Raw genomic sequence first — 26,062 nt, forward strand, 5'->3', positions numbered from 1 at the left:
CGTCTGGGCGGTTCCGTCGAACCGCCGCTCCACTCTGCCGTGACCTGCGCACAGTGGTCCAACAGAAGAATCCGATGGAAATCAGCGGATACGCTTCTGAATCATGGAACTGCGTCACCTCCAGCACTTCGTCGCCGTCGCCGAGGACCAGCACTTCACCCGCGCGGCGGAACGGCTGATGGTCTCCCAGTCGGGCCTGTCCGCGTCCATCCGCGCGCTGGAGCGCGAGCTGCAGACGCCGCTGTTCGTCCGGACGACCCGCCGGGTGACCCTGACCGAGGCCGGACGGGCGCTGCTCGCGGAGGCGGAGCGGATCCTGGCGCAGGTGCGGGCGGCGCACGAGGCGGTGGCCGCGGTGCAGGGCGTGCTGCGCGGCACCCTCGCGCTGGGCACCGAGCAGTGCATCGCCGGGGTGAACGTGGCGCGGCTGCTCGCCACGTTCCGTCGGCTCCACCCGGACGTGGAGATCCGGCTGCGGCAGTGGGGCTCGGCCGCGCTGGCAGAGGAGGTCGCGGCGGGCCGGCTGGACCTGGCCTTCGCCTACCGGACCGGGGCGGACCCGGAGCACCTGCGCTCCGTGCCGCTGACCGGCGAGCCGATGACCGCGCTCTGCCACCCGGACCACCGGCTCGCTCGGGCCGGGGCGCCGCTCACGCCGCACGACCTGGCGGACGAGGTCTTCGTCGACTTCCACCCCGACTGGGGCCCGCGTCGCGCCACCGACGCCGCCTTCACCGCCGCGGGTGTGCGGCGCACGGTGGCGCTTGAGGTGAACGACGTCCACAGCCTGCTCGACCTGGTCGACGAGAACCTGGGCGTTGCCGTCGTGCCGCGGCACTTCCGGCACAAGCGCGAGGCGCTCACCGCGCTCCTGCTGAAGGGTACGGGGGAGGCGGCGTACGAGACGGTCGCCCTGGTGCCGTCACCGCGGGCGGCCAGTCCGGCGGCGCGGGCGCTGATGGCCCTGTTGCCCGACGGGGGCGCGTGAGGCGCACGGATGCGCGAGGGTGGACCCATGCATGCCAAGGACATCCTCATCGACGGCTTCGGCCGCATCCGCGAAGAAGTCCACGCCGCCGTCGAGGGCCTCGGCGCCGACGGGCTGAACGCCCGTCCGCGCCCCGACGCGAACTCCGTCGCCTGGCTGGTCTGGCACCTGACCCGGATCCAGGACGACCACGTCGCGGACGCCTTCGGCCTCGACCAGGTCTGGCTCTCCGGGGGCTGGGAGAAACGCCTCGGGTTCGGCCTGCCGCGCCACGACACCGGGTACGGCCACACCCCGGCGAAGGTCGCCAAGGTGCGGGTCGACTCCGGCGACCTGCTGACCGGCTATTACGACGCGGTGCACGAGCAGACACTCGGGGCCCTGCGCACGCTGGCCGCCAAGGATCTGGAGCGGATCGTCGACGAGCGCTGGGACCCTCCGGTGACCCTCGGCGTACGGCTGGTCAGCGTCCTGTCCGACGATCTGCAGCACGCCGGGCAGGCCGCCTACGCACGGGGGCTGGTGCGCAGCGCCGCGTCGTAGCCGGGCAGGACCACGTCCCGCAGGAGGGCGTTGCGCTCGTCGAAGGGCAGGAACGCGCTCTTCACGGCGTTCACCGTGACCGTGCGCAGGTCGTCGACGGTCCAGCCGGCCTGCTCGACCAGCAGGGACATCTCCCGGGTCATGGTGGTGCCCGAGACCAGGCGGTTGTCGGTGTTGAGGGTGACGCGGAAGCCGAGGTCCTTCATCGCGGTGATCGGGTGCCCGGCGATCGAGGTCGCGGCGCCGGTCTGGAGGTTGGACGTGGGGCACATCTCCAGGGCGATCCGGCGGTCGCGCACCCAGCCGGCGAGGCGGCCGAGCTTGCCGCCCACGATGTCCTCGGTCAGGCGCACCCCGTGCCCGATGCGCTGGGCGCCGCACACCTGGAGGGCCTGGTGGATGCTGGGCAGTCCGTGGGCCTCACCGGCGTGGATGGTGAACGGCACGTTCTCGCGGCGCAGCTGCTCGAAGGCGGCGAGGTGGTCGGCGGGCGGGAAGCCGTCCTCGGCGCCGGCGATGTCGAAGCCGACGACCCCGGCGTCCCGGAAGGCGACGGCCAGGTCGGCGGCCTCGCGTACCCGGTCGAACATCCGCATGCCGCACAGCAGCGTGCCGACGCGGACGGGCGTCCCGGCGGCGGCCGCCTTGGCCATGCCGGCGGCGAGCCCCTCCTGGACGGTCTCGACGACCTCGCTCATCGTCAGGCCGCCCCGGGTGTTCAGCTCGGGGGCGTAGCGCACCTCGCCGTAGACGACGCCGTCGGCGGCGAGGTCGAGCACGTACTCCTCGGCCGTCCGCAGCAGGCCCTCGCGGGTCTGCATCACGGCGAGGGTGTGCTCGAAGGTGGCTATGTAGCGGACCAGGTCCCCGGAGTTCGCGGCCTCGACGTACCAGGCGGCGAGTTCGTCGGGGTCGGTGGTGGGCAGGGTGTGACCGGCCGCCGCCGCGAGTTCCACCACGGTGGCGGGGCGCAGACCGCCGTCGAGGTGGTCGTGCAGGACGGCTTTGGGCAGGCTGCGGATCAGGGCGTTGTCTACGCGCGTAGTATTCATGGCGGGGCCTTCCATCGATCAGGCGGTTCGAAGCGGCGGGAGGGGGTCAGCCGAGGGGCTGGAGCAGGTCCCAGCGGTTGCCGTAGAGGTCCTGGAAGACGGCGACCGAGCCGTACGGCTCGTGCCGCGGTTCCTCCAGGAAGGTCACGCCGGCGGCGGTCATGCGCGCGTGGTCGCCCGCGAAGTCGTCGGTGTGCAGGAAGAAGCCCACGCATCCGCCGGTCTGGTCACCGACCCTGGCCCGCTGCGCCTCCCCCTTGGCGAGGGCGAGCAGCAACCCCGTGCCGGTGCGCCCGGAGTCCGGTTCGACGACGACCCAGCGGCCGCCGTCCGGCCGGGGCGTGTCCTCGGCGAGCCGGAAGCCGAGGGCCCCGGTGTAGAAGCGGATCGCCTCGTCGTAGTCGTCGACGACGAGGGTGACCAGCGAAATGCGTCTCATCGTGACCTCTCGCACGGGGGGATTGACGGGAGAGGTTATACGTAAAACCGCCGGGAACGCCACTCCCCCTCCGGGGCGGTTTCCCGGAGAGGGACCCGGCGGGGCGGCTACGGATACGTGAAGGTGTTGAGGGCGGCGACGGGGCTGCCGAGTTCGCAGCGGTCCACGGCGAGGTGGTTGGGTTTCTTGCGGGCGGCCGGCAGCCAGAACCGGCGGGCGCGGTCGGCGAGCCTGGAGTTGTCCGTGCCGGCCGTGGAGGAGACCGCCGCGTCCCGGAAGTGGTTCATGACGAACAGCGGGCGGAAGCCGGGCTCGGTCCGGGTGAGTGGGACGGGGGTGCCCGCGTCCTCCCATCGGCTGCAGCAGGACCAGTCGGAGGCGCCGACGCCCGGCCCCATGGACCAGTGGTTCTCGACGGTCCACTCGCGCTGGTACATCACGCCGTCGGAGCGACGGTGAGGCGGCGGCCGGTGCCGGGGACGGTGAGAGGGTGAACCGGTCGGCACCCACGGGGGCGAACTCCCAGCGCGCCTCGGGGCCCGCGCAGGCGACGGCCCTGGCCTGATCACCGCTGCGGCCGAGGCAGGTGCCGGGGCCGCCGGTGTTCTCGAGGGTGCCGTCGGCACGCAGGTTCCACTGCTGGTGGTCCTCGTCGCCGCGCGGTCTGTGCTGCTCGACCGCCCCCGAGGTGCCGGCGGCACGGAGGCCGGTCGTCGCGCCCTGGACGCGGTACGGCCGGCCGCGCGGGGCGCGCGTCCGGCCGAGCACATCGTCAGGGGCTTGTCACCACAGTGCACGGTCCCGCGTCAGCAGTACAGGTTGCCGCCGGGTGACGTCCCGAGGATCTGGACGAACCGCTGATACGTGGTCACTCTGCTCTGCACCTGCGCCGGGTTCCTGCCGTCGCACTCGAGGGAGCCGTTGATGCTGCGGATCGTCTGGCCGAAACCGGCCTGGTTCACCATGGCGTTGTGCGGGGTCATGGTGCCCGGACCGGTCTGCGTGTTCCAGTACCACAGGGCCGTCTTCCACGCCACGGCCGCGTCGTTCTGCACCAGCCAGGGGTTGTTGAGCAGGTCGATGCCCAACGCGTCGCCCGCCGCCTTGTAGTTGAAGTTCCAGCTGAGCTGGATCGGTCCGCGGCCGTAGTACGCGGCCTGCCCGGCCGGACAGCCGTACGGCTGACCCCAGTCGCAGTAGTGGGGGTAGTTGGCGGTGTTCTGCTCCACCACGTGCACCAGACCGCCGGTCTCGTGGCTGACGTTGGCCAGGAAGGCGGCGGCCTCCTGCTTCCTCACCGTGTCGCCGCCCGTGGCGGCGAAGCCCGGGTAGGCGCTCAGGGCGGCGGTGAGACCGCTGTAGGTGTAGAAGGGGTTCCGGTTCGGGAACATCTGGCGGAACTGGGCCTCGCTCACGACGAAGTCCCCGACGGGCGTACCGGGGCCGTCGTCACAGGCGTGGGGTTCCCAGTACCAGGTACTGATGACCGGGTCGTAACCCGGGTTGGCGTGCTCGGCGACGTACGCCCTGCCGTCGGTGTAACGCACGATGTCACCGGCGTTGTACGACGTCCCGGCCACCCAGTTCGGATAGCCGGAGCAGGCGGCGGCGGAGGCGGTCGCGGCGGGGAGCAGCACCGGGGCACTGCCGGCGAGGACCAGGGCGGCCGTCACGGTGGCGATGCGGCGTCTCGACAAGGGATCAACTCCTCTGCGGGACACGGCCGCTCCAGGGCGAGGACATGCCTGAGCGGAGCCTCGCCCGCACGCGCCGGCGGGGCCGGTCACGGCAGTGGAGGGGCCGTGGTGGGGGGTGTGCGCACACTCAACCGCGTTGGTCTGTACCAGTCAAGGGTTTAGACCAGTCAGGTCGGCGGGAGGGTGACCGGAATCCACGCCGGGCTCTACACATAAAGGGGAAATAAGAGCAGAATGGGATGTACGCGGCGCTTACCGCATACCGCGCCAGAAGCGGTCAGGCCTGCTAGTCAAAGGAGACGACTCATGGCCAACGTCTCGCACACCCGTGGTGACATCACGAGCCACCCCGACGCACCGGAGATGCGGGCACGGTACGACCGCATGCTCGGCGGTCGTGATGTGGCCCTTGTGGACGGGCCGGTGTTCCTGCTCGGCCTCTACTGTGCGGTGTCCCCGTGGATACTCCACTACACGACGAGCCAGCCCGCCCTTGTGACCCACAACCTGATCGTGGGCATCGCGATCGGTCTGCTCGCCCTGGGGTTCACCGCGGCCCCGGCTCGCATGTACGGCCTCAGCTGGGCCATGTGCGCCCTGGGCGCGTGGATGATCATCTCTCCGTGGATCGTCGGGGACGGCCCCGACGCCGGGGTGATCTGGAACAACGTCGTGATCGGCGCCCTCGCCGTGGTCCTGGGCGTGGTCTGCGCCGCCACGGCGGCAAGGAGCACGGCCAAGTCCTAGCTGTTCCGTCCAGGGCACCCGAGTGCCGGTTCGCGCCAGTCGCGGACCGGCGCTTTCCCGTCCCGGGCGACTGTCCTCGCGGCACGGGGGCAGACGCACGGCAGCGGAGGACACGAGGAGCTGGGGCGATATGGAGATCGACGGCATCATCAGTGCGATCGTCATCGGCATCGTCATCGGCGTCCTGGGACGGCTCGTGGTCCCGGGTCGCCAGCACATCGGCGTTCTGTGGACGATCGTCGTCGGCATCGCGGCCGCCCTCATCGGTTCGGCGATCGCCGCGGCCCTCGGAGTGGCGGACACCAAGGGCGTCGACTGGGTGGAGTGGCTGATCCAGATCGGTCTCGCCGCGGTGGGCGTGGTCGCGCTGGACCGCTCGAAGGCGGGTCGCTGACCGCGTTGGGCGGCTCCTTCAGCGCCGGGACAACCACTGTTCGTACCGGCTGACGGGGGCGTCGCCGGTCTGCTCCAACGGGACCGGCCGGACGCCGAGGCCCGCTGGAAGGCAGAGGAGTCCATGCTCTGCGGCCCGGTGTGCTGCTGGCACATCTCGACGTACTCGGCCGCGTTCTCGCGGGTGCTGACGGCGGGCGAGGTGCGCGGGTGCCGGACCCGTCCGTCACCCTCCGGCCGCTCACCGGGGGTGGCTCCGACGACGTCCTCGATCGCGGTGTGGCTGTGCGACAGGCCGGCATCGCCCGGCCCCGGCACCTCGCCCCCGGTCAGCGCGCCCGGGAACACGGCCCCGCCCAGGCCGGAGTCGACCCGGGGGCCGACGAAGCCGGCCGAGCACCACCCTGGCGTGGCCCGCACGGTGCGCGGCGGGACACCTATCGATCATCACCGCTCCCCGGTCGCCGTACGGGTGGACGGTGTCCAGGACGACGAGCCGGGCTCCGGACTCCTCGACGGCGGCGGGCACGGCCTTCTGTACTCAGGGCATCACGTCGACCGCGGGTGATGGGTGACGTCGACGCGGTGGTACACCACGGCCGCACCTGCGGTGGCCGCCCGCGCGCCGTCGGCGGTGGCGACGTCGGCGGTGGTGCCGTCGGCGGTGTACCGCCGCACCCCGCCGGGCGTGCGCCCCTCGCCCTTGCGGTCGACGAGACGGACCGGGTGGCCCCGGCGAGCGAGTTCCCGGGCGAGGGCGGTTCCGGCGGGACCGGAGCCGAGCACGGCGTGCGAGGGGCGGGCGGGAGTGGGGGCGTCCTACGGCACGTACACGTGCGGAGTGGTCGTGGTGAGGGCGGCGAAGCCGAGGCGTTCGAGGATCGGGCGGCTCAGATCGGAGGCGTCGACCTGGAGATGGCGACAGCCGCGGTCCGCGGCGACCCGTGCCCGGTGGGCCACCAGGGCCCGGTAGACGCCGCGCCCGCGCCAGTCCCGGACGGTGCCGCCGCCCCACAGTCCGGCGAACCGGGCACCCGGAACCAGCTCCAGGCGGGCCGCGCTCACCGGCTCGTCGCCGGCCAGGGCCAGAACGGCGACGGCGGTGCCCGGGTCGGCGGCCAGCCGGTCGAGCAGGTCCCTGTGGAGCCGGGAGGCGTCGGTTCCGAACGCCTTCTCGTGCACCCGGGCCACCAGGTCGACGCCGGCCCGGTCGGTGACGGACACGACGCGGACGCCCTCGGGCGGCTCGGTGTCCAGGGCGAGGCGGGCCACCTCGGCGATCATCAGCGTTTCGTCGGGCCCCGGCGTGAACCCGGCCGCCACGAGCCGCCGCCCGAGGTCGGCCGGAAGGTCGTGGCCGTACAGCTTCCATTCGAACTCGCGGCCGAGTCCGGTGAAGTGTGCGATCTGCTCCGCGACCGCCGCGTCCGCGTCGGCCTCCTCGAGCGCGGACCACACGACGCCGTTCCAGCCGTGCGCGGCGGCGGTCTGGCGCACCACGCCCCCGACCCGTTCCACCCGGGCGCCCGGGCCGTCGGGCCGCGCTCCCTCGCGCATGTCACGGTCGAACAGGGCGAGCACGGCGGTGTGATCCATGCGGGCGAGTCCAGCATGCACCGGTGCGGGGAGCAACGGGATTAGGGTTGGCGTCGATCAAGACGTCGCGAGGAGGCCGGACCATGGTCGTGAAGGACGAGGAACTGCCGTACCTGCGGCGCTGCGTGGAGCTGGCGGCCGAGGCCCTGGAGTCCGGTGACGAGCCGTTCGGTTCGGTCCTGGTGGCCGGCGACGGCACGGTCCTCGCCGAGGACCACAACCGCGTGGCGTCCGGGGACCGTACCCGGCACCCCGAATTCGAGCTGGCGCGCTGGTCGGCGGCGCACATGTCCCCCGCCGAACGGGCCGCGGCCACGGTCTACACCTCCGGTGAGCACTGCCCGATGTGCGCCGCCGCCCACGCCTGGGTGGGCCTCGGACGCATCGTGTACGTGACCTCCTCCGCGCAGCTGGCGTCCTGGCTGGCGGAGCTGGGGGTGCCCGCCCCGCCGGTGCGGACGCTGGCCGTGCACGAGATCGCCCCGGAGGTGGCCGTGGCCGGTCCCGTGCCCCAGCTGGCCGGGCAGGTGAGGGAGTTGCACCGGCGCTTCCACCGCGGACGCGGCTGACCGACGGGATGCCGCCCGGGAGGGCCCCGTGGGGCCGGTCGCCTCCCGGGGCGGTCAGCCGTGCGCGGGCGGGCGCGGCGGTACAGGGTGACTCCGCCGAGGAAGAGGGCGGCGCAGGTGGCGAGCACCGGGAGCGTCCGGGCGGCGCCGGTGCCGGCGAGGGCCACGGTGTCCCGCGGGCGCGTGTGCGCCGCCGGGCCGGGGAGGGTGCGCGGCGGCGTGGACGGCTCGGGCGCCGGTTCACCCCATCGGGGTCCCGTCTCTCGAACCGCCGGCAGAGGCCGTCGAACTCGCGCCGCACGAACGCGCGCGCCGGGCACCCCCGGTGGCGCCGTCCGGCCGACGGGCGGGTGCCCCGGGGCCCGCTTATGGTGGGCGAGGGCGCCGGTCGGGGCGTCCCTGGAGGCATCGATGCTGGCCAAGCTGTCCAAGCTGTCCGGGCGACCCTTGTTCCGGCGCTGCGCGGTGCGCCCCTCGGTCGGGCGTTGCGCGGCCGCCGGAGCGGTCGGGCTGGCCCTCGTCGCCACGGGGCTGACGGCCACCGGCCGCCGGGGCCCGGACCTCGACCGGTTCTACGACCAGAGGATCGCGTGGTCGGCCTGCGAGGGCACGGAGCTGCCGAAGGACATGCAGTGCGGGACGGTCACCGTGCCCCTCGACTACGCCGAGCCACGGGCGGGCACCCTGGAGCTGGCCCTCGCCCGTTACCGGGCCTCCGACGAACCGCGCGGCTCGGTGGTGCTGAACTTCGGCGGCCCGGGCGCATCGGGGGTGCTGGGACTCGCTCACGGCCGCAAGGAGTTCCTCGGGCTGACCGACGACTACGACGTGGTCTCCTTCGATCCCCGTGGCGTGGGCCGCTCCTCACCGGTGAGCTGCGGCACCGATGCCACCCGCCGGGCGCTGGAGGCGACCGACGGCGAGCAGATGGCCGATCCGCGCGAGACGCTGCGGCAGTTGCGCGAGGTCGCCGCCGCGTGCGCCGAGCACTCCGGCCCCGTGCTCGAGCACATCGGCACCGTGGACGTCGCACGCGACCTGGACGTGATGCGCGCGGCACTCGGCGACAAGAAGCTCAACTACCTGGGTTTCTCCTACGGCACCCGGCTCGGGGCGGTGTACGCGGCCCGGTTCCCGGAGAAGGTGGGACGCCTGGCCCTGGACGGCGTCGACACGCTGACCGAGCCGCCGGCCGAGCAGGGGCTCGCCACCGCGCGCGGCCAGCAGACCGCGCTGGAGAACTTCCTCACGTGGTGCACCGAGGAGCTGGCCTGCCCCTTCGGGCAGGACGCGCGCGACGCCCGCGAGCAGGTCGTGAAGCTGGTCGCCTCGCTCGACGAGAATCCGGTACCGACCGACTTCGGTTACGAGTTCACGGGTCAGGACCTGGCCGGTGCCATCGGACAGGGCCTGTACACCAAGGAGATGTGGCCGGTCCTGCAGCGGGCGCTCGCCCAGCTGATGGAGGACGGGGACACCGGCGGGGTCGAGGCCCTGGCGACCGGCGGGGCGGCCCTGCCCCCGCCGCAGCGGGCCGACGACCCCCTCGTCGACCCGGAGGACATCCCGCTGGACAACCTGCCGGCGGCGCTCATGGCGGTGAACTGCGCGGACGATCCCGACCGTCCGGACGCCGAGCGGCTGAGCCGGGACCTGACCCGGCTGCGGGCCGCCTACGAGGAGGCCTCGCCGGTCTTCGGCCCGTACCGGCTCGCCCAGGTGGTGCTCTGCTACGGCCGGCCGAAGGGCACCGACTACATCCGGGAGGAGGTCAGGGACCTCGACACCCCGAAGATGCTGCTGGTCGGCACCCGGGGCGATCCGGCCACGCCGTACCGCTGGACGGTGGAGACCGCCGAGCGGCTCGGCGCCCCGGCCGTGGTGCTGGACAACCGGAGCGAGGGCCACACCGGCTACGGGTCGTCCGAGTGCGTCCACCGCACGATCGACGACTTCCTGCTGTATGGTTCCCTGCCACCGAGCGGAAGTTCCTGCGGCCCGGAGGACGACGACCGCCTCTGACCCGCTACCCGGAGGCCACGAACCCGTACGCGCCGCCGTCCCGGCCGAGAAGCCGGCGCAGCGTCGCCACGGCCCCCGCGGCGTCGGGCACGGAGACGGCCAGGCGCACGAACGGGACGGGGTGCCTCAGGTCCACCACCACCGCCGGCGCCCCCGCGCGCACGGCCACGAAGTCCCGGCCGAGCGGATGCTCCCGTTCCCCCACGCAGAACCGGCCCGGACGGCAGCGGCCGGTGACCGGCGTGCCGCGCAGCGCGCGCCACCAGTCGTGCTCCAGGCCCGCCGCCCGCACCTCGGACAGGGGCACGCGCACCGCGCGGCGCCGGGCGATGAGCGTCTCCCGCCACGACAGGCGGACGACGAGTGTCCGCGCGTCCGCCCACCGCTCCACGTCCAGCTGCGCCATCGGTGGTCACCTCCCCCACCAGCATGCGGCCGCAGCCGCATGCGGCCCCACTCGGGCACCGCGGCCTTTGCACCGAATGCCCTACCGCGGAATCCGCCCTATGGTGCTGTCATGGAGCACGATCTGAGTCCCGCGACCCTTGCCGAGCTTCGTCGTCCGCGCCCCTATCCCGCGGTGTCCGTGCTGACGCCCACGCACCGGCGCGAGCCCCTCAACGCCCAGGACGCGGTCCGGCTGCGCAACGTGGTGGCCGAGGCCAAGAAGCGGCTTGAGGCCGATCCCGCGGTCACCCGGGACCGGCGTGCCGACGTGGCCCACCACCTCGACCGGGCCCTGGCCGAGGTCGACCTGGCGCACTCCGAGGACGGCCTGGTGATCTTCGCCGCCCCGGGCGAGCACCAGGTGTGGTCCCTCGCCCGCAGCGTGCCCGAGCGTGTGGTCCTCTCGGACACCTTCCTCACCCGCAACCTCGTCTCCGCCCACACGGCGGAGAGGCCGTTCTGGGTGCTGTCCGTGTCCGCCGACCGGGCGACGCTGTGGAGCGGCGGTGCGGACCGGGTCGCCGAGGAGCACGCCGGCGGCTTCCCGCTGATCCGCGAGGAGCGGAACTTCGACCCCGAGCGGCAGGAGAGGGTCGGCGACCAGCCCAGCAACTTCCGCGACGAGGACACCCGGCGGTTCCTGCGCGAGGCCGACGCGGCGATGGGCGCGCTCCTGCGCGACCATCCGCGTCCCCTGTACGTCACCGGTGAGCCCGCCGCCCTGTCCCTGCTGAGTGAGGCGGGCGGTGCGACCAAGGACGCCGTGCACGTCCCGCACGGCGGGCTCGCGCACGGTACGCACGAGTCGGTGTGGCAGGCCGTGCGGCCGGTGCTCGAGGACGAGGCGCGCAAGCGCGCCGAGGACGTGGCGCGGTCCCTGGAATCGGCGCGAGGGCGCAAGGAGTTCGCGGCCGGAGTCGACGAGCTGTGGCAGAGCGCCCGGGAGGGCCGGGTCCGGCTGCTGGCCGTCGAGGAGAACTACCGGATCACGGTGCGCGACGCCGGTGACCACCTGATCGTCGCCGAGGACGGCGACCTGGACGCCCGCGAGGACATCGTCGACGAGATCGTCGAGCAGTGCCTGGAGACCGGAGCCGAGGTCCGCTTCGTCCCGGACGGCGCCCTCGGGGACGCGGACGGGATGGCTGCGGTGCTGCGCTACTGAGTGCGGGCCGCTCATCGGTCGCCACACGAACAGACACCTGACCGTCGAACGCACGAGTGAATGACGTCCCGTCCGTCGACGGGACGTCATATCACTTGCGTAGCATGAGAGTTGAGGAGACGGTCACGCCTCTGGCGTATCCCTCCGAATGACCCGTGAAGACAGTGGCATATGCCATGGGCACCGCCTTGTCGTGTGTTGCCGAATCACTTACGGGCCGTCGCGGGCTGTGCGACAGTCGTAGCGGTCCCTTCCGTCCGCCCGAAGGCCGTACCGTTCCCGCATCGGAGTGCGTCATGCCGTCCCACCTCTCCGCGGACCGTCCCGCCGCACAGCCGCCAGGACACGGCCCGGTCGACGCGCTCATCTCGCAGACCCGGCGGCTCAAGGGCGACGTGGACGCGGTACGGCGCGGCACACCGGCCGACGGAACGGACCCGCGGGAGCGCTGGCGGCGCGCGCTGTACGACCTGGCGCTTCACCACCTCGACGACCTGGACCAGCATCTGGCCCAGCTGCGGGACGACCCGCCGACCGCTCCCGGTCCGTCCGGTCCCGGCCCGGCCGTACCGCCACGGCACGAATCCCTGCTGAGCCGGGTCGGCAGCGCGGAGTGGAACCTGCTCACGGACGAGGTGAGCTGGTCCGGCGAGCTGTACCGCATCCTGGGCCGCGACCCGGCCGCTCCCCCGCTCACCCTCGACGAACTGCCGTCGCTGGTGCTCGACGAGGACCGGCCGGGACTGACGGCGATGGTCACGGGCTGCCTGGTCGACGCCCGGCCCATCGACGGGGAGTTCCGGGTCCGGCGCCCGGACGACGGCGTACGGACCGTGCACATGATGGGCGAACCGGTCCTCGGTGCCGACGGCAGCACCGCCTCGATGTGGGCGGTGCTGCGCGACATCAGCGAACTGCGCCGCTGCCGCAGGGAGGTGGGCGAGACCCGTGACTCGCTGCACCACCGGCAGGACGCCGCGCGGACCGAGCACCGGCTCGCGGTCGAGCTGCGGGAAGCCGTGCTGCCGTCGTGGCGCGGCTCCCTGCGGCTCCCGCACGACGGGCCGCGGGCCCTGGACGTCGCCGCCGCCCGTCTGCCGCCGTCGGCGCAGCAGCCGGCCGGCGGCGACTGGTACGACGCCCTGGAACTGTCCGACGGCGCCCTGCTGTTCAGTGCCGGAGACCTGACCGGGCGCGGGGCCGGTGCGGCGTCCGGCATGGTGATGCTGCTCGGCGCCGTGCGCGGGATGGCCATGACCGGCACCGAGCCGGGTCCGCTCCTCACCTGTCTGAACCGGTTGCTTGACGCCACCGTGCGGCCCGCACTGGGCAGTGCCGTCTGTCTGCGCTACCGCCCCGCGACCCGCTCACTGGTGTGGGCGCAGGCCGGACACCCCGCCCCGCTGCTGTTCCGCGGCGGGACGGGGCGGGTGCTGGACGCGCCGCGGGGTGTACTGCTCGGCGCCGCCCCGGGCTCCTCCTACGGACAGACCGAGGAGACACTCGAGGTCGGGGACCTCCTGCTGGTGCACACCGACGGCCTGGTGCCCGGACACGCCGGAGCCACCGCCGTCCACCGGCTCCTCGGCCTGGCTCGCGGGTTCGCCGCGGCCCGCACCGCGCAGGACTGCGTCCGTGCGGTGGTACGGGAGTTCGGCGAGGACGGCCGCGCGGACCACGCCTGCGTGCTGGTGGCCCGGGTCGCCTCCTGACGCCCCCGGAAGAGCGGCCCCTCAGACCCGGGCACCGCCGCCCTTGCCCCGCGGCTTGGGCAGTGCCAGCTCGATCTCCTCCCTGAGCTCCTGGATCTTCGGGTACGACGCGTACTCGGCGGTGAGCCGGTACATCTGACGGAGCCGGTCCCAGGTGCGGCGCGAGGAGTTCTGCCCCATCGACACCAGGGCCAGGCGCGCGAACCGGTCCGCCTGCTCGGGATCGTCCGCGATGAAGCACGCGGAGGCCATCGACAGGAAGTCGAAGATCTTCGACCGCTGCTGGGCATCGACCCGCAGGGCCAGCGCCTTGTCCGCGTAGTGCTGGGCGTGCGCTGCCGCGTCCGGCTCGAACTCGGCGAGCGTCCGGTAGGCCAGGGCCTGCATGCCGTACAGGTCCGCCTCGTTGAACAGCTGCATCCAGTTCGGCGGTGGCACGTCCCCCTTGTCGGAGACGAACAGGTCCTCGGCACGGCCCAGGGTGCGGCGCATCGCCTGGCCCTTGCCCATGGACGCCTGCGCCCAGGCCTCGATGGTGTGGAACATGGCGCGGGTGCGCGGCAGTACCTCCTCGCCCGAGCCGGACTGGGCGAGCTTCATCAGGTCCATCGCCTCGTCGGGCCGCCCGAGGTGCACCATCTGGCGGGCCGCCCTGGACAGCGCCTCACCGGCACGCGGCCGGTCGCCGCCCTCCCGGGCCGCGTGGGCGGCGATGACGAAGTACTTCTGAGCCGTGGGTTCCATGCCGACGTCGTGCGACATCCAGCCGGCGAGCACGGCGAGGTTGGCGGCGACGCCCCACAGGCGCCGCTGGAGGTGGGGTGGGTGGTGGTAGGTGAGCATGCCGCCCACCTCGTTGAGCTGGCCGACCACCGCCTTGCGCTGGAGGCCGCCGCCCCGGGCGGCGTCCCAGGCGCGGAACACCTCCACGGAGCGTTCCAGTTCCTCGATCTCCTGCGAGCCGATGGGGGCGGCCTCGTAACGGTCGAACCCGGCGGGTTCGGCGTGCAGGGGGTTGTCGAGTCGGGGAGCGTCGGCGGCGAGGGCCGGATCGGTGTGCAGCCAGTCGTGCATGGCGCTGCTGAGTGCGGAGCCCGCGGTGAGCGCGGCGCCCGCGCCCACCAGGCCGCGTCGGTTGAGCATGAGGTCCATTCCCGTGAATTCGGTGAGGACCTCGGCTGTCCGCTCGGGCGCCCACGGCACTCCGTCGGGATGTTCCGCACTCCCGGGGCGTGGCCGTTTCCCCGTACGCCCGTGCCGGACCAGACCGAGATCCTCGATGGTCACGACACGGCCGAGACGCTCGGTGAACAGAGCCGCCAGCACCCGCGGTACGGGATCGCGCGGGATCTCTCCCATGTCGATCCACCGCCGCACCCGGGAGGTGTCGGTCGCCAGCTGGGGGTGGCCCATGGCCGCCGCCTGCCGGTTGACCAGCCTCGCGAGTTCGCCCTTGGACCAGCCGGCCAGGCCGAACAGGTCCGCAAGCCGGGTGTTGGGTTGTCCGCTCACGTCAAGCCCCCAGGTTCTCGGCTGAGTTGACACTAGCCCGGTGAGGGTTGCCGGGCGACTATTCGCCAGGGTTCGCCAGGGTGCGCCAGATGGTGTGCCAGGGGCCAACGGGTGTCGAGTAGGAACGCGCCACCACGACCCCGTCGCCGCAGGGACATTCCCCCAGGGTGCGCCGGGCGGCCGGGCCGGGTGGTGCGATGACGTCGCAGGCACACGAAGGGATCTGTATCACCCATGTACGCAGCATCGTCCTCCGTGTCCGCCCCGCCCCGGCCGCTGCGTCCGCGTCCGTCGGACAGCGGCCCCTACCTCTCCCCCACGCGACCGGCGGTCCCCGTCTTCGGCGCGGGCGGCGCACGGCGCACGGCGGGACCGGGCACCCAGCCGCTCAGCGGCAGGCTCGACCTGTCCGGCCCGCAGGGCGCCCAGTTGCGCACCGCGCTCGCCTCGGTGCACCGCATCTGCCCGGAGTTCGCGCCGGTCCAGGTACTGCGCCGCACCGGCAGGTCCGTCCTCCTGGTCGGCACCACCGGCCGGACCACCGCGGTCGCCAAGTGCTTACTGGACCACTCCCCCGCATGGAGTGAGCGGATCCGGCACGAGATAGGGGCATACCGCTCGTTCGTCCGGCACCGCCCGCCCGTGCGGGCGCCCCGGCTGATCGCGGCGGATCCGGACAACTGCACGCTGGTGATCGAGCGGCTGCCCGGCCGGGTGGCGGCGCTGCAGCGGCACCCGGCCGAGGCACCACCGCGGGCGGACATCAGGGCGGCACTCGGCGCGATCTGCCGGCTGAACGCCTGGCGGCCGCCGGCCGGGACGTTCGACGCGCCCCTGGACTACGCGGCACGCATCTCCCGGTTCCACGAGCTGGGGCTGCTCACCGACCGGGACCTCGGCGACCTGCAGAAGCTGCTGCACGGCATCGCGCTGGCGACCGGGCGGCAGGGCATGGGCCAGTTCTGCCACGGCGACGCCCTGCTCTCGAACATCCTGATCTCACCGGCCGGCCCGGTGCTGGTGGACTGGGAGCACGCGGGCTGGTACCTGCCGGGCTACGACCTGGCGACACTGTGGTCCGTGCTCGGGGACGCGCCGGCCGCCCGGCGTCAGATCAGTCAGATCGCCCAGGCCGCAGGTCCCGCCGCACGGGACGCCTTCCTGGTGAACCTGATGCTGGTGCTGACCCGGGAGGTCCGTACCTACGAGACGGCCGTGCAGCGCTCGATGCAGGAGGCCGCGCCGACGGCCCACCCGGGCGCGGTACCGTCCGGCGAGGAGCAGCGCCTGATCCTGCGCCGTCTGCACGACGACTGCCAACTCGCCCGTCGGGCCGTACGCGCGGCGGTCGGCACACGCTGACACCGGACGACTGCCCGCAGGGGGCCGCCGCGACCGCGGGCAGTCGGGATTGCGTCGCCCACGGGACCATTGGCGTACACCACTGACGCACCGCAGGCCCCGCCGCCACCCGCCACGAAACAACCGCACACCCCGACTGACGAGGGAATTCGCTCCTACCTGGGCATGATTGACGGATCATCGGCTGACCGGTACCACTACACGCACCGCTCGGCTCCGCACGGCGCATCGTGCCCCGTCCGTCCCAGGAGGCTGCATTGCGACCACCCGCCACCGACCCCGGCCCCACGGCCGGGCCGTCACGACGCGCCACCCTCCCCCACTCTCGGCTTCGCTCGAGCGGGAGGACCCCCATCGCCCTGCGGGCCCTCGCCGCGGCCGCCCTGACGCTGCCTCTGCTGGGCGCCGCACCCACCCCGGCCCCGCCACCCACCGCCCGGCTGCAACAGGCGTTCGCCGCCGCGTCCGCCGCGTACGACGTGCCTCGGAGCGTGCTGCTGGGCGTCTCCTATCTCCAGTCCCGCTGGGACGCGCACGGCGGGGCCCCGAGCGTGACCGGTGGCTACGGACCGATGCACCTCACGGACGCCCGCGCCGCACTCGCCGCGGCCGAGCACCACGGCGAGGGAGCCGAGGACCCCCGCGGCGACGATGCCCGCCCGCCCCTGCGCCCCGCGTCACGGGCCCCGAGCACCGCCAAACTCCCGGACCGGCTCACCACGCTCCCCAGGGCGGCGCGACTGACCGGGCTGAGCCCCGAACGGCTGCGCGAGGACCCGGCGGCGAACGTGGCGGGCGGCGCCGCACTGCTGGCCGAGGCGCAACGACGGCTGGGCGAGCCCCCGAGCGAGGACCCCGCGGACTGGTACGCGGCGGTGGCGCTCTTCTCCGGCGCCGACGACACGGCCTCGGCGGTGGCGTACGCGAACGACGTGTACAAGGTGATCAGGACCGGCGAACAGCGTGTCACGGACGCGGGGCAGCAGGTCGCCCTGGACGCCCGTCCCGGACTCGCGCCGGACACCTCCGCGCTGGCGCGCGCCGGACTGCGCACCGCCTCCGGCGCCGGGACCGAGTGCCCGCGGACGGTGTCGTGCGAGTGGATCCCCGCTCCGTACGAGGAGTTCGGGGACGGCGACTACGGTAACCACGACCTGGGGAACCGGCCCGCCTCGCAGCCGATCCGGTACATCGTGGTCCATGACACGGAGGGCGCCTGGGAGGGCGTCCTCGACATGGTGCAGGACCCCACCTACGTGTCCTGGCAGTACAGCCTGCGCTCCACCGACGGCCACATCGCCCAGCACGTGAAGGCGAAGGACGTGGCGTGGCACGCGGGCAACTGGTACGTCAACGCGGGGTCGATCGGCCTGGAGCACGAGGGCTTCCTGGCGGAGCCCGACGCCTGGTACACGGAGGCGATGTACCGGTCCTCGGCCCGGCTGGTGAAGTACCTCGCCAAGAAGTACGACATCCCGCTGGACCGGCAGCACATCCTCGGCCACGACACCGTGCCCGGCCCGACCTCGGCGACCGTTCCCGGGATGCACACCGACCCCGGACCGTACTGGGACTGGCGGCACTACTTCGAACTCCTCGGCCGGCCCCTGGTGGCGACGGCCGGCAAGAAGTCCGGCGTGGTGACGATCCGGCCCGACTACGCCGCCAACCGTCCGGTGTTCACCGGCTGCGAGACCACGGGCGAGCCCTGCTCGACGCACGGGTCCAGCGCCGTGCGGCTCTACTCCGACCACGACGAGAACTCCCCGCTGATCCGGGACGTCGGCCTCGGCCGTGCCCCGACCACCGGGGTGAACGATCTGTCCTCGCGGGTGTCCACGGGACAGCAGTACGCGGTCGCCGACCGCTGGGGCGACTGGACGGCCATCTGGTATCTCGGTCAGAAGGCCTGGTTCAGGAACCCGGGGGAGAACCCGGCCGCGGTGCCCGCGAAGGCCGAGGTCGTGACGCCGCGGAAGGGTCTTGGCTCCGTGCCTGTGTACGGCAGGGCGTACCCGGAGAAGGAGGCCTACCCGGAAGGGGTGCCGGCGCAGGCGGTGTCGCCCCTGCCGTACACGATGCTCGAGGGCCAGAAGTACGTGACCGGCGGCAAGGTGCCCGGCGAGTACTACTACGCGGTGACCTTCGACGAGGCCTCGCACCGGGTGGTGCGGGGCAAGGACCTGTACTACGAGATCCAGTTCGGCCACCGGGTCGGTTTCGTGCGTGCGGCCGACGTGACGGTGACGCCGTCGTAGCGGCCCGGACCGTGCTGCACGGGGGCCGGGTTCCCACGGGGCCCGGCCCCCGGGTCAGCCCTGCTGGAACAGTTCCGCGGGGAGCGGCTTGAGGAGGGCGTACAGGTCGTCGGTGATGGGGCGGTCCCAGGCGGCGATGGTCACCAGGACGTTGTCACTGCGGTCGAACTGCACACAGGAGATCCGGCCCTCGGAGAGCTTGACGCGGCGCACGATCAGCAGGTTGTCGCCCTGCATCACCGGCGCGTCCTCGGTGCCGACGACGGTCACCTCCTCGTCGTTCTCCAGCGCCAGCAGCAGTTGTCCGACCTCGAAGGGGACCTCGCCCTCGGGGACGTCCCGGGCCGGGGAGCCCTCGGGCAGATTCCCGATGATCATCGCCGGGCCGCGGCCGCCGAAAAGGTCGTACCGCAGGAACACGCCCTGGCAGCTTCCGTCGGGGGCGGGCAGCAGCCCGGCGCCCAGGTTGCCGGGCCAGTCGCCCGGGTCCATGGCCAGTACGTCGAAGTCGGGCCCGGCGGGTGTGGCACTGCGGCGGCGGAGGAACGACATGCGGCCATGGTACGTGCCCGAACCGGCGTACGGGCGCTCGGGCGACGGCCGCCAGGGCTACCCGGCCCGCCGGTGCCGCTCGTGATGGCGGGCCACCCGGGCGCGGTTGCCGCAGGACGGCTTGCACCACTCCTGGCGCGGGTGTTCCTTCAGGAAGTAGCGGACGCAGCGCGGGGCGTGGCAGGCGCGCAACCGCTCCCGGTCGGGGCCCGCGAGGAAGCCGATGGCGGCCTGGGCGAGCGCGGCGGCCGGGTCCTGTCCGCCGTCCGGAACGGGCCGTCGCCGCACGACGGGGCCGTCGCCCCCGTCCCAGTCCAGGACCGGGACGGTGGGGGTGCGGGCGGCGGCCTCGTTCAGCCTCCGCAGCGCCTCGGGCACGGGCAGGAGGCGGGTCGCGTCCGCGGGGCTCGGCCGGGCGGGGCGGACGGCGTGCGCGAACAGGGTGCGCAGGGCGGTGCGCAGGTCGCGGACGGCGGTGAGGTGGGCGGCCCCGGCGACGAACTGCTCCGGGTGGGGGAAGGCGTCCGGGCGGGCGTGCACCCAGGCGGTGAGGGCGGAGGGCCCGGTCAGGTCGTCGGTGACCCCGCCGTTGCCGTCGTGGCGGATGGTCAGGGCGAGGTCCAGCGCGAGCCGGGCGTCCCCGGTGATCGAGTCCCGCATGCGGTTGATGATAAGGGGGCCACGCCCCTGAGTGCTCCGGCGTGACCCCGCGCCGCTACGCGTCCTCCGCCGGGGCCGGTGGCACGACCGCCACGGGGCTCGCCGCGTGGAGCAGTACCGCCTGGGTGACCGAACCCATCATCCGGGCGGGTGCCAGCAGGCGGCGGCGATGGCGTCCCACGACGACCAGCTCCGCGTCCTGGGACGCCTCGACCAGGTGACCGGCGGCATCGCCCGGCAGCACGTCGGTCTCGGCGGTGACCCCGGGGTGCCGTTCCCGGTGCGCGGCGAGGAACCCCTCGGCGAGGGTGCGCGTCTCGTGCTCGACGGCGTCCTGGTCGATCTCCGGCGGTGGCATCTCCCCCGGCAGCATCCAGGTCTGCAGCGGCCACGGATACGCGGCGACGATCCGCAGCCGCACGCCGCGCAGGGCGGCTTCGGCGAAGGCGAAGGCGAGGGTCGCCTCGTCGGGGCTGTCGGCGTGCAGGCCGACCACCACGGGCCGGCCGGACCCGGAGGGCGCGGCCCCGCCGTCCTCGCCCCGCGACCGGGGCACCACCACGACGGGACACTCGGTGTCGCGTGCCGCCGACAGGGAATTGGAACCCAGCAGCAGGCTGGCGAACCCCCCGCGGCCGCGGGAACCCAGCACCAGCAGCCGGGCCGTCGCCCCCGCCTCCGGCAGCAGCGCGCCCGGCGCGCCCTCCAGGGCGACGTACTCCACGGCGGGGAGCGCGGCCTCCTTCGCCAGGTGGGCGCGGACCTGGTCGAGGACCGGGTCCTCGTCGGGGTCGGGCGGCCCGGCCGCCAGGACCTCGGGCTGCGCCCACGGGGCGTACTGCCGCACGTGCACCACACGCAGCGGGGCCTCGCGCCGGCGGGCGGCGTCGAGTGCCCACTCCAGGGCACGCAGGCTGTCTTCCGAACCGTCCACCGCCGCGACGACCGGCTGGGTGCTCATCATTCCTCGCCTCCGGAGTACGACCTTCGCCTTCCCCGGGCCAGCCTGACTCAGGCACGGCCCGGCGACGGCGCTTCAGCTCGCGTGTCCGGAAAAACGCGGGGAACACGTCCCCGCGGCCGGCCGTCCCCCGACGGCCGCCCCTCTCACGTCAGGTCGAACTCGCCCTCGCGCGCCCCGGACACGAACGCGCCCCACTCGGCGGGCGTGAAGATCAAGGAGGGGCTCTCCGGGCGGCCACTGTTGCGCATGGCGATGAAACCCTCCACGAAGGCGATCTGGACATCGCCCAGGCCTCTGCTGCTGGACTGCCACTGTGCGTTGCTGAGGTCCAGGTCCGGCTTGTGCCAGCCCGTGAGCCCGCGCTGCTGGGTGGTGCTCTCGGCCACGTCCGTGCTCCTCCCGATTCGTCGTCCGCGGTCAGCCTAGCGACCGGGTCCTGCCCCCGACAGGCCGCGGGAAGGGCACCGGGGCGTCCCGGGGAGTCCCCCGGCGGGCGGGGAGAACGGGACGGCGCGGCGTGAACCCATGACCGCGGACGTCCGTACTGGTGGGGGCGGGCCCGTCACCGGCCCTTGTTCGCCATGCCATCGCAGTACCGCACGGAAGGACCCCCGGGTGTCGCTCTTCATTCGCTCCCGCCGACTGCCGGACGCCACCGAGGGCGGAGCGGACCGGGACGACGACCCGGTCGCGCCGGACGAGGCCGCCGGGAGAACGCCGGACCTCACACCGCCGGGCTGGTTCGGCTGGCGCCGCCGCTGGCCCCGTACGGCGCGCGGCGTCACCGTGGGGACCACCGTTCTCGCCGGGGTCCTGGTGCTGGTCGCGCTTCTCCTGCCCAACCGTGTCGAGCGGCTGGAGCCGGTCGAGTTCCTCCGGCTGCCCGCCGAGGGGATTCTCCTCGCGGCGCTGCTGCTGGCGCTGCCGCCGAGGTTCCGGCGGATCACAGCGGTCGTCGTGGGGCTGCTCCTCGGTCTGGTCACCGTCCTGAAGGTCGTGGACATGGGCTTCTACCAGGTACTGGCCCGTCCCTTCGACCTGGTGCTCGACTGGATCCTGCTCGACGACGCGGCGGACTTCGTCCGGGAGTCGTTCGGGCGGGGCGGGCAGGTGCTCGCCGTGATCGGTGTGATCGGGCTGTTCCTGGCCGTGCTGGTGCTGATGACGCTGGCGACGGTCCGGCTGACCGGCCTGATGGTCCGCCACCGTCCCGTCGCCACCCGTACGACCCTGGTCCTGGGCGTCGTGTGGATCACCTGCGTCACGCTGGGCGTGCAGAACTCCGGTGTGCCGGTCGCCGCCCGGAGCAACGCGGACCTGCTGGGCAACCGGGTGGAACAGGTGCGGGCCGGGCTGCGCGACGCGCGGGTCTTCGAGAAGCAGGCCGCCGTCGACGCCTTCGCGAAGACGCCGCCGGACCAGCTGCTCACCGGGCTGCGCGGCAAGGACGTGCTGTTCACGTTCATCGAGAGCTACGGCCGGGTGGCGATCGACGACCCGGCGATGGCGGAGCCGGTCGACGCGGCCCTGAAGGACGGCACGCGGAGACTGCAGGAGGCCGGTTTCGCCTCCCGCAGCGGCTGGCTCACCTCCCCGGTGACGGGCGCCGGCAGCTGGCTGGCCCACTCGACCTTCCTGTCCGGACTGTGGATCAAGAACCAGCAGCGCTATCGCTCCCTGACCACCAGTGACCGCATGACCCTCACGAACTACTTCCGCAGGACGGGCGACTGGCGCACCGTCGGCATCGTGCCCGGAGTGCGGCGGGCCTGGCCGGAGGGCAGGTTCTTCGGCCTGGACCACATCTACGACTCGGAGCACCTCGGCTACCGCGGGCCGTACTTCAGCTGGACCCCCGTGCCCGACCAGTTCAGCCTGGAGGCCTTCGAACGCCTGGAACACGGCAGGAAGGAGCGCGAGCCGATCATGGCGGAGATCATCCTCGCCTCGAGCCACAATCCCTGGTCCCCGATCGCGCGGGTGATCGACTGGGACGACCTCGGTGACGGCTCGGTGTTCCACGGGATCAAGAAGGAGGGCACGGATCCCAAGGAGGTCTGGAAGGACCCGGACAGGGTGCGCACCGAATACCGGCGGGCCATCGAGTACTCACTGCGCAGCCTCACCGAGTGGGTCGAGCGGTACGGCGACGAGAACACGGTGCTGGTCTTTCTCGGCGATCATCAGCCGGTGCCCACCGTGACCGCGGGGGACACCGGGAAGGACGTACCGGTCACCATCGTGGCCAAGGATCCGAAGGTGCTGGACCGGGTGGCCGACTGGGGCTGGACCGACGGCCTCAAGCCCGCACCGGACGCTCCGCGTTGGGGCATGGACAAGTTCCGCGACCGCTTCATGACGGCGTACGGACCGCGGTAGCCGGTGCGCCGGCGGGGTGGTCCGACCCCGCCGCCCTTCCCGTCCCCCCGGGGGCGCTGCCCCCGGATCCCCCACTGCCCACTCCGTCCACCGGCTGGTGAAGCGGGGCCGTCAGCCCTCCCCCGCCCCCAGGGCCGCCATGGCCGCGTTGTGGCCCGGCACTCCGCTGACCCCGCCGCCGCGCACCGCGCCCGCTCCGCACAGCAGCACGTTCGCGTGCCGGGTCTCGACACCCCAGCGGCCGGTGCCGTCCTGGGCGTGGGGCCAGGACAGCTCACGGTGGAAGATGTTGCCGCCGGGCAGCCCGAGGTCACGCTCCAGGTCCAGCGGGGACCTGGCCTCCAGGCAGGGGCGCCCGTCGGCGTCGGTGGCCAGGCAGTCGGCGAGGGGTTCGGCCAGGTGGGCGTCGAGCTGGGCGAGGGTCGACGTCAGCAGTTCCTCGCGCACGGCGTCGTTGTCCCGCTCGAACAGCCGGGCGGGGGTGTGCAGTCCGAACAGGGTGAGGGTCTGGTAGCCCCGGGCGGCCAGGTCCGGGCCGAGGATCGTCGGGTCGGTGAGTGAGTGGCAGTAGATCTCGGAGGGCGGCGTGGCGGGCAGCCGGCCGGCGGCGGCCTGGGCATGGGCGGCGGACAGCTGCCCGTAGCCCTCGGCGATGTGGAAGGTCCCGGCGAACGCCTCGCGCGGGTCGACGGAGGTGTCACGCAGCCTGGGCAGCCGCTCGAGGAGCATGTTCACCTTGAGCTGGGCTCCCTCGGCCCGGGGTGGAGGCTCGTCGCCGGTGAGGGTGGCCAGTTCCTGCGGGGACGCGTTGACCAGGACGTGCCGCGCGGCGGCCACGTGCTCGCCGTCGGCGGTGCGGTGGGTGACCTCGGCCGTGCGGCCGTCGGTGTCGATGCGCACCGCGCGGTGTCCGGTGGCGATGACCGCGCCGGCGGCGCGGGCGGCGTCGGCCAGCGCGTCGGTGAGGGCGCCCATGCCGCCGACCGGGACGTCCCAGGCGCCGGTGCCGCCGCCGATGACGTGGTAGAGGAAGCAGCGGTTCTGTTTCAGGGACGGGTCGTGGGCGTCGGCGAAGGTGCCGATGAGGGCGTCGGTGAGGACGACACCGCGCACCAGGTCGTCGGTGAACTGCTCCTCGACGGCGACGCCGAGGGGTTCCTCGAAGAGGATGCGCCAGGCCTCGTCGTCGTCGACGGTGCGGCGCAGTTCGTCGCGGGTGGGCAGCGGCCGGGTCAGGGTCGGGAAGACCCGGCGGGCGACCCGGCCCGTCATGTCGTAGAAGCGCTGCCAGGCCCGGTGTTCGCGGTCGGAGCCGGTGAGGCGGGCGAACGCCTCGCGGGTGCGCTGTTCCCCGCCGCCGACGAGCAGCCCGGTGGGCCGCCCACCGCGTTCGGTGGGAGTGTACGAGGAGATGGTGCGGGTGCGCAGCCGGAAGTCGAGCCCCAGATCCTGGACGATTTTCCGGGGCAGCAGGCTGACCAGGTACGAGTACCGGGACAGCCGAGCGTCGACGCCCGCGAACGGCCGGGTGGAGACAGCCGCCCCGCCGGTGTGGTCCAGCCGCTCCAGCACCAGCACGGAACGCCCGGCCCGGGCCAGGTAGGCGGCGGCGACGAGGCCGTTGTGGCCCGCGCCGACGATGACGGCGTCGTACGTCCGGGATCCCTCGGGTGCGGTCATGGTTCTTCGTAACACGTGATGATCCGCACCGGCCAGAGGCGGTCCGCGTCACGCGCCTCCGGCCGCTCCCTGCTGCCGCACCGCCGCCACCCCGCGGTGGAGCCCCGCCGCCTCCCTGCCACGGCCCAGCCGCTCCAGGCAGTGCGCCTCGTCGTCGCGGGCGGTGAGGGTGTCGGGGTGGTCCGCGCCCAGGACCCGCTCACGGGCGTCGGCCACCCTCCGGTACTCGGTCAGCGCCTCCGCCCACCGGCCCAGCCAGCCCAGCCCGACGGCGACCTCACGACGGCTGACCAGGGTGTCCGGGTGATCGGCGCCGAGGACCCGCTCCCGCAGCACGCAGACGTCGCGGGACTCGGCGAGTGCGTCCACCCAGCGGCCGAGGCGGCCGAGGTTGACGCCGATGCCGTGCCGGGCGCGCAGGGTCTCGGGGTGGGTGGGTCCCTGCACGCGGATACGGTCCTCGACCAGACCGCGGTAGAGGTCGAGGGCCTGCGCGGTGCGGCCCAGCCGGCCGAGGCCGATGCCGGTCTCGTGGCGGGCGGCGAGGGTGTCGGGGTGGTCCGGACCGAGCGCTCTCGCGCGGGCGTCGGCGACCTCGCGGCAGGTCTCCAGGGCCTCCGCCCAGCGGCCGAGGCGTCCGAGTGTGTAGGCGGCCTCGTACCGGGTGGCGAGGGTGTCGGGGTGCTCGGGGCCGAGCACCCGGGCGCGGGCGGCGGCCACCTCGCACGCCATGCCGTACGAGTCCTCCAGGCGTCCCAGCCTGCCGAGGTTGAAGGCGAGGTCGTGGCGGCAGCGCAGGGTGTCGGGGTGGTCCTGCCCCATGGTCCGCTCGCGGGCCGCGAGCACCGACAGATACACCTGGTGGGCGTCGAAGGGGCGGCTCAGCCGGGCGAGGACGTGGGCCATTTCCTGACGGGCGGCCAGGGTGTCGGAGTGGTCCGGGCCGAGCACGCGGATGCGGGCCGCGGTCACCCGCTTGTACGCGCGCAGCGCGTCGGCGGCGCGGCCGGTGCGGCTGAGGGAGAACGCGACCTCGAAGCGGCTGGCGAGGGTGTCGGGGTGGTCGGGTCCGAGGAGGTGCTCCCGTTCGGCGGCGACCGCGCGGTGCACCTCGCCGGCCTCCGTCCAGCGGCCGAGGCGTCCCAGGCTCAGACCCGCGTTGTGCCGCCCGGTGAGGGCCGCCAGGGCCTCCAGCGAGGGGGCGGGCCGCTCCTGTGGCGCGGACTGCGCGCGGGGGCCGGTGCCGGGGCGGGCGATCCACTCGCCCGCCAGGCCGCCCGCCGGGTCGGGGGGCGCGGTGCGCGGTCCCGCGCCGGCCGCCCGGT

Annotated in this window: 24 protein-coding genes and 1 pseudogene; 11 read left to right on the forward strand and 14 right to left on the reverse strand. The window is 73.4% G+C overall.

Translation table 11 applies throughout. The features are described 5' to 3' along the window. Positions 1 to 103: 103 nt before the first annotated feature. Both BU52_RS26795 and BU52_RS26800 read left to right on the forward strand, forming a co-directional pair. Positions 104 to 988, forward strand: coding sequence for a LysR substrate-binding domain-containing protein (locus tag BU52_RS26795; RefSeq protein ID WP_037939014.1), 885 nt, complete (start codon positions 104 to 106; stop codon positions 986 to 988). Between the two features lie 27 nt (positions 989 to 1,015). Next, the gene (locus BU52_RS26800; RefSeq protein WP_037939017.1) at positions 1,016 to 1,531 is read left to right on the forward strand and encodes a mycothiol transferase; all 516 of its coding nucleotides are present in this window, start codon (positions 1,016 to 1,018) and stop codon (positions 1,529 to 1,531) included. Here the strand turns inward: BU52_RS26800 and BU52_RS26805 are convergent. The 4 genes from BU52_RS26805 to BU52_RS26820 form a co-directional block, all read right to left on the reverse strand. Beyond that, positions 1,495 to 2,583, reverse strand: coding sequence for an adenosine deaminase (locus tag BU52_RS26805; RefSeq protein WP_037939019.1), 1,089 nt, complete (start codon positions 2,581 to 2,583; stop codon positions 1,495 to 1,497). The two genes, BU52_RS26800 and BU52_RS26805, sit on opposite strands and share 37 nt — an antisense overlap. 46 nt (positions 2,584 to 2,629) lie before the next feature. Continuing rightward, positions 2,630 to 3,022: a VOC family protein gene (locus BU52_RS26810; protein ID WP_037939025.1), complete on the reverse strand. Its 393-nt coding sequence runs from the start codon at positions 3,020 to 3,022 to the stop codon at positions 2,630 to 2,632. A gap of 107 nt (positions 3,023 to 3,129) precedes the next feature. Further along, complete coding sequence (locus tag BU52_RS37025) at positions 3,130 to 3,459, reverse strand: PI-PLC domain-containing protein (RefSeq protein WP_037939026.1); 330 nt, start codon at positions 3,457 to 3,459, stop codon at positions 3,130 to 3,132. A gap of 369 nt (positions 3,460 to 3,828) precedes the next feature. Continuing rightward, a complete protein-coding gene (locus tag BU52_RS26820; protein WP_037939029.1) occupies positions 3,829 to 4,719 on the reverse strand; it encodes a glycoside hydrolase family 19 protein in 891 nt (296 codons plus the stop codon). A 306-nt stretch (positions 4,720 to 5,025) separates the two neighbouring features. Between BU52_RS26820 and BU52_RS26825 the strand changes: the two genes are divergently transcribed. Together BU52_RS26825 and BU52_RS26830 are read left to right on the forward strand one after the other, a co-directional pair. Then, the gene (locus BU52_RS26825) at positions 5,026 to 5,466 is read left to right on the forward strand and encodes an SPW repeat protein (RefSeq protein ID WP_037939031.1); all 441 of its coding nucleotides are present in this window, start codon (positions 5,026 to 5,028) and stop codon (positions 5,464 to 5,466) included. Between the two features lie 130 nt (positions 5,467 to 5,596). Continuing rightward, on the forward strand, positions 5,597 to 5,860 hold the full coding sequence (locus BU52_RS26830) for a GlsB/YeaQ/YmgE family stress response membrane protein (RefSeq protein ID WP_037939034.1): 264 nt from the start codon (positions 5,597 to 5,599) through the stop codon (positions 5,858 to 5,860). A gap of 18 nt (positions 5,861 to 5,878) precedes the next feature. Here the strand turns inward: BU52_RS26830 and BU52_RS26835 are convergent. Together BU52_RS26835 and BU52_RS26840 are read right to left on the reverse strand one after the other, a co-directional pair. Continuing rightward, positions 5,879 to 6,645 (reverse strand): annotated as a pseudogene (locus BU52_RS26835) (epimerase). A gap of 33 nt (positions 6,646 to 6,678) precedes the next feature. Further along, complete coding sequence (locus BU52_RS26840; RefSeq protein ID WP_037939035.1) at positions 6,679 to 7,455, reverse strand: GNAT family N-acetyltransferase; 777 nt, start codon at positions 7,453 to 7,455, stop codon at positions 6,679 to 6,681. 83 nt (positions 7,456 to 7,538) lie between these two features. Here BU52_RS26840 and BU52_RS26845 point away from each other — a divergent pair, with 83 nt between their 5' ends. Further along, positions 7,539 to 8,024 (forward strand): nucleoside deaminase, encoded by a 486-nt coding sequence (locus tag BU52_RS26845; protein ID WP_037939038.1) that lies wholly within the window; start codon positions 7,539 to 7,541, stop codon positions 8,022 to 8,024. A gap of 411 nt (positions 8,025 to 8,435) precedes the next feature. Next, a complete protein-coding gene (locus BU52_RS26850) occupies positions 8,436 to 10,046 on the forward strand; it encodes an alpha/beta hydrolase (protein ID WP_037939040.1) in 1,611 nt (536 codons plus the stop codon). 4 nt (positions 10,047 to 10,050) lie between these two features. Here BU52_RS26850 and BU52_RS26855 read toward each other — a convergent pair whose 3' ends face one another. Next, positions 10,051 to 10,452, reverse strand: a complete 402-nt coding sequence (locus BU52_RS26855) for a hypothetical protein (protein WP_051858614.1) — start codon at positions 10,450 to 10,452, stop codon at positions 10,051 to 10,053. Positions 10,453 to 10,563: 111 nt separating this feature from the next. Between BU52_RS26855 and BU52_RS26860 the strand changes: the two genes are divergently transcribed. Further along, entirely contained in the window at positions 10,564 to 11,658 is a 1,095-nt protein-coding gene (locus BU52_RS26860; RefSeq protein WP_037939042.1) for a baeRF3 domain-containing protein, read from the forward strand. Positions 11,659 to 11,954: 296 nt separating this feature from the next. Further along, on the forward strand, positions 11,955 to 13,370 hold the full coding sequence (locus BU52_RS26865; RefSeq protein ID WP_037939045.1) for a PP2C family protein-serine/threonine phosphatase: 1,416 nt from the start codon (positions 11,955 to 11,957) through the stop codon (positions 13,368 to 13,370). Positions 13,371 to 13,391: 21 nt separating this feature from the next. Here the strand turns inward: BU52_RS26865 and BU52_RS26870 are convergent, their stop codons facing one another. Beyond that, positions 13,392 to 14,882, reverse strand: coding sequence for a DNA-binding protein NsdB (locus BU52_RS26870; protein ID WP_037939047.1), 1,491 nt, complete (start codon positions 14,880 to 14,882; stop codon positions 13,392 to 13,394). 234 nt (positions 14,883 to 15,116) lie between these two features. Between BU52_RS26870 and BU52_RS26875 the strand changes: the two genes are divergently transcribed. Both BU52_RS26875 and BU52_RS26880 read left to right on the forward strand, forming a co-directional pair. Beyond that, positions 15,117 to 16,244, forward strand: coding sequence for an aminoglycoside phosphotransferase family protein (locus BU52_RS26875; protein WP_037939050.1), 1,128 nt, complete (start codon positions 15,117 to 15,119; stop codon positions 16,242 to 16,244). 257 nt (positions 16,245 to 16,501) lie between these two features. Beyond that, on the forward strand, positions 16,502 to 18,502 hold the full coding sequence (locus BU52_RS26880; protein ID WP_037939052.1) for an N-acetylmuramoyl-L-alanine amidase: 2,001 nt from the start codon (positions 16,502 to 16,504) through the stop codon (positions 18,500 to 18,502). A 54-nt stretch (positions 18,503 to 18,556) separates the two neighbouring features. Here BU52_RS26880 and BU52_RS26885 read toward each other — a convergent pair whose 3' ends face one another. The 4 genes from BU52_RS26885 to BU52_RS26900 form a co-directional block, all read right to left on the reverse strand. Continuing rightward, entirely contained in the window at positions 18,557 to 19,054 is a 498-nt protein-coding gene (locus BU52_RS26885) for a glycosyltransferase family protein (protein WP_037939053.1), read from the reverse strand. 57 nt (positions 19,055 to 19,111) lie between these two features. After that, positions 19,112 to 19,714, reverse strand: a complete 603-nt coding sequence (locus BU52_RS26890; protein WP_037939054.1) for a CGNR zinc finger domain-containing protein — start codon at positions 19,712 to 19,714, stop codon at positions 19,112 to 19,114. 55 nt (positions 19,715 to 19,769) lie between these two features. Then, positions 19,770 to 20,675, reverse strand: coding sequence for a universal stress protein (locus tag BU52_RS26895; RefSeq protein WP_037939056.1), 906 nt, complete (start codon positions 20,673 to 20,675; stop codon positions 19,770 to 19,772). Between the two features lie 146 nt (positions 20,676 to 20,821). Beyond that, a complete protein-coding gene (locus BU52_RS26900) occupies positions 20,822 to 21,064 on the reverse strand; it encodes a DUF397 domain-containing protein (RefSeq protein ID WP_037939058.1) in 243 nt (80 codons plus the stop codon). Between the two features lie 229 nt (positions 21,065 to 21,293). On the opposite strand from BU52_RS26900, the gene BU52_RS26905 reads away from it, so the two are divergent. Continuing rightward, positions 21,294 to 23,057 carry an alkaline phosphatase family protein gene (locus BU52_RS26905; RefSeq protein WP_051858617.1) on the forward strand — a complete coding sequence of 588 codons (1,764 nt, stop codon included), beginning with the start codon at positions 21,294 to 21,296 and terminating at the stop codon, positions 23,055 to 23,057. Positions 23,058 to 23,168: 111 nt separating this feature from the next. Here the strand turns inward: BU52_RS26905 and BU52_RS26910 are convergent, their stop codons facing one another. Together BU52_RS26910 and BU52_RS26915 are read right to left on the reverse strand one after the other, a co-directional pair. Beyond that, positions 23,169 to 24,737: a phytoene desaturase family protein gene (locus tag BU52_RS26910; protein WP_200881303.1), complete on the reverse strand. Its 1,569-nt coding sequence runs from the start codon at positions 24,735 to 24,737 to the stop codon at positions 23,169 to 23,171. A 48-nt stretch (positions 24,738 to 24,785) separates the two neighbouring features. Next, positions 24,786 to 26,062: tetratricopeptide repeat protein (locus tag BU52_RS26915; protein ID WP_037939063.1), on the reverse strand; the 1,277-nt coding region annotated here is incomplete at its 5' end.

The sequence above is a fragment of the Streptomyces toyocaensis genome (genome assembly GCF_000725125.1).
In the GTDB taxonomy this organism is placed as follows: Bacteria; Actinomycetota; Actinomycetes; order Streptomycetales; family Streptomycetaceae; genus Streptomyces; species Streptomyces toyocaensis.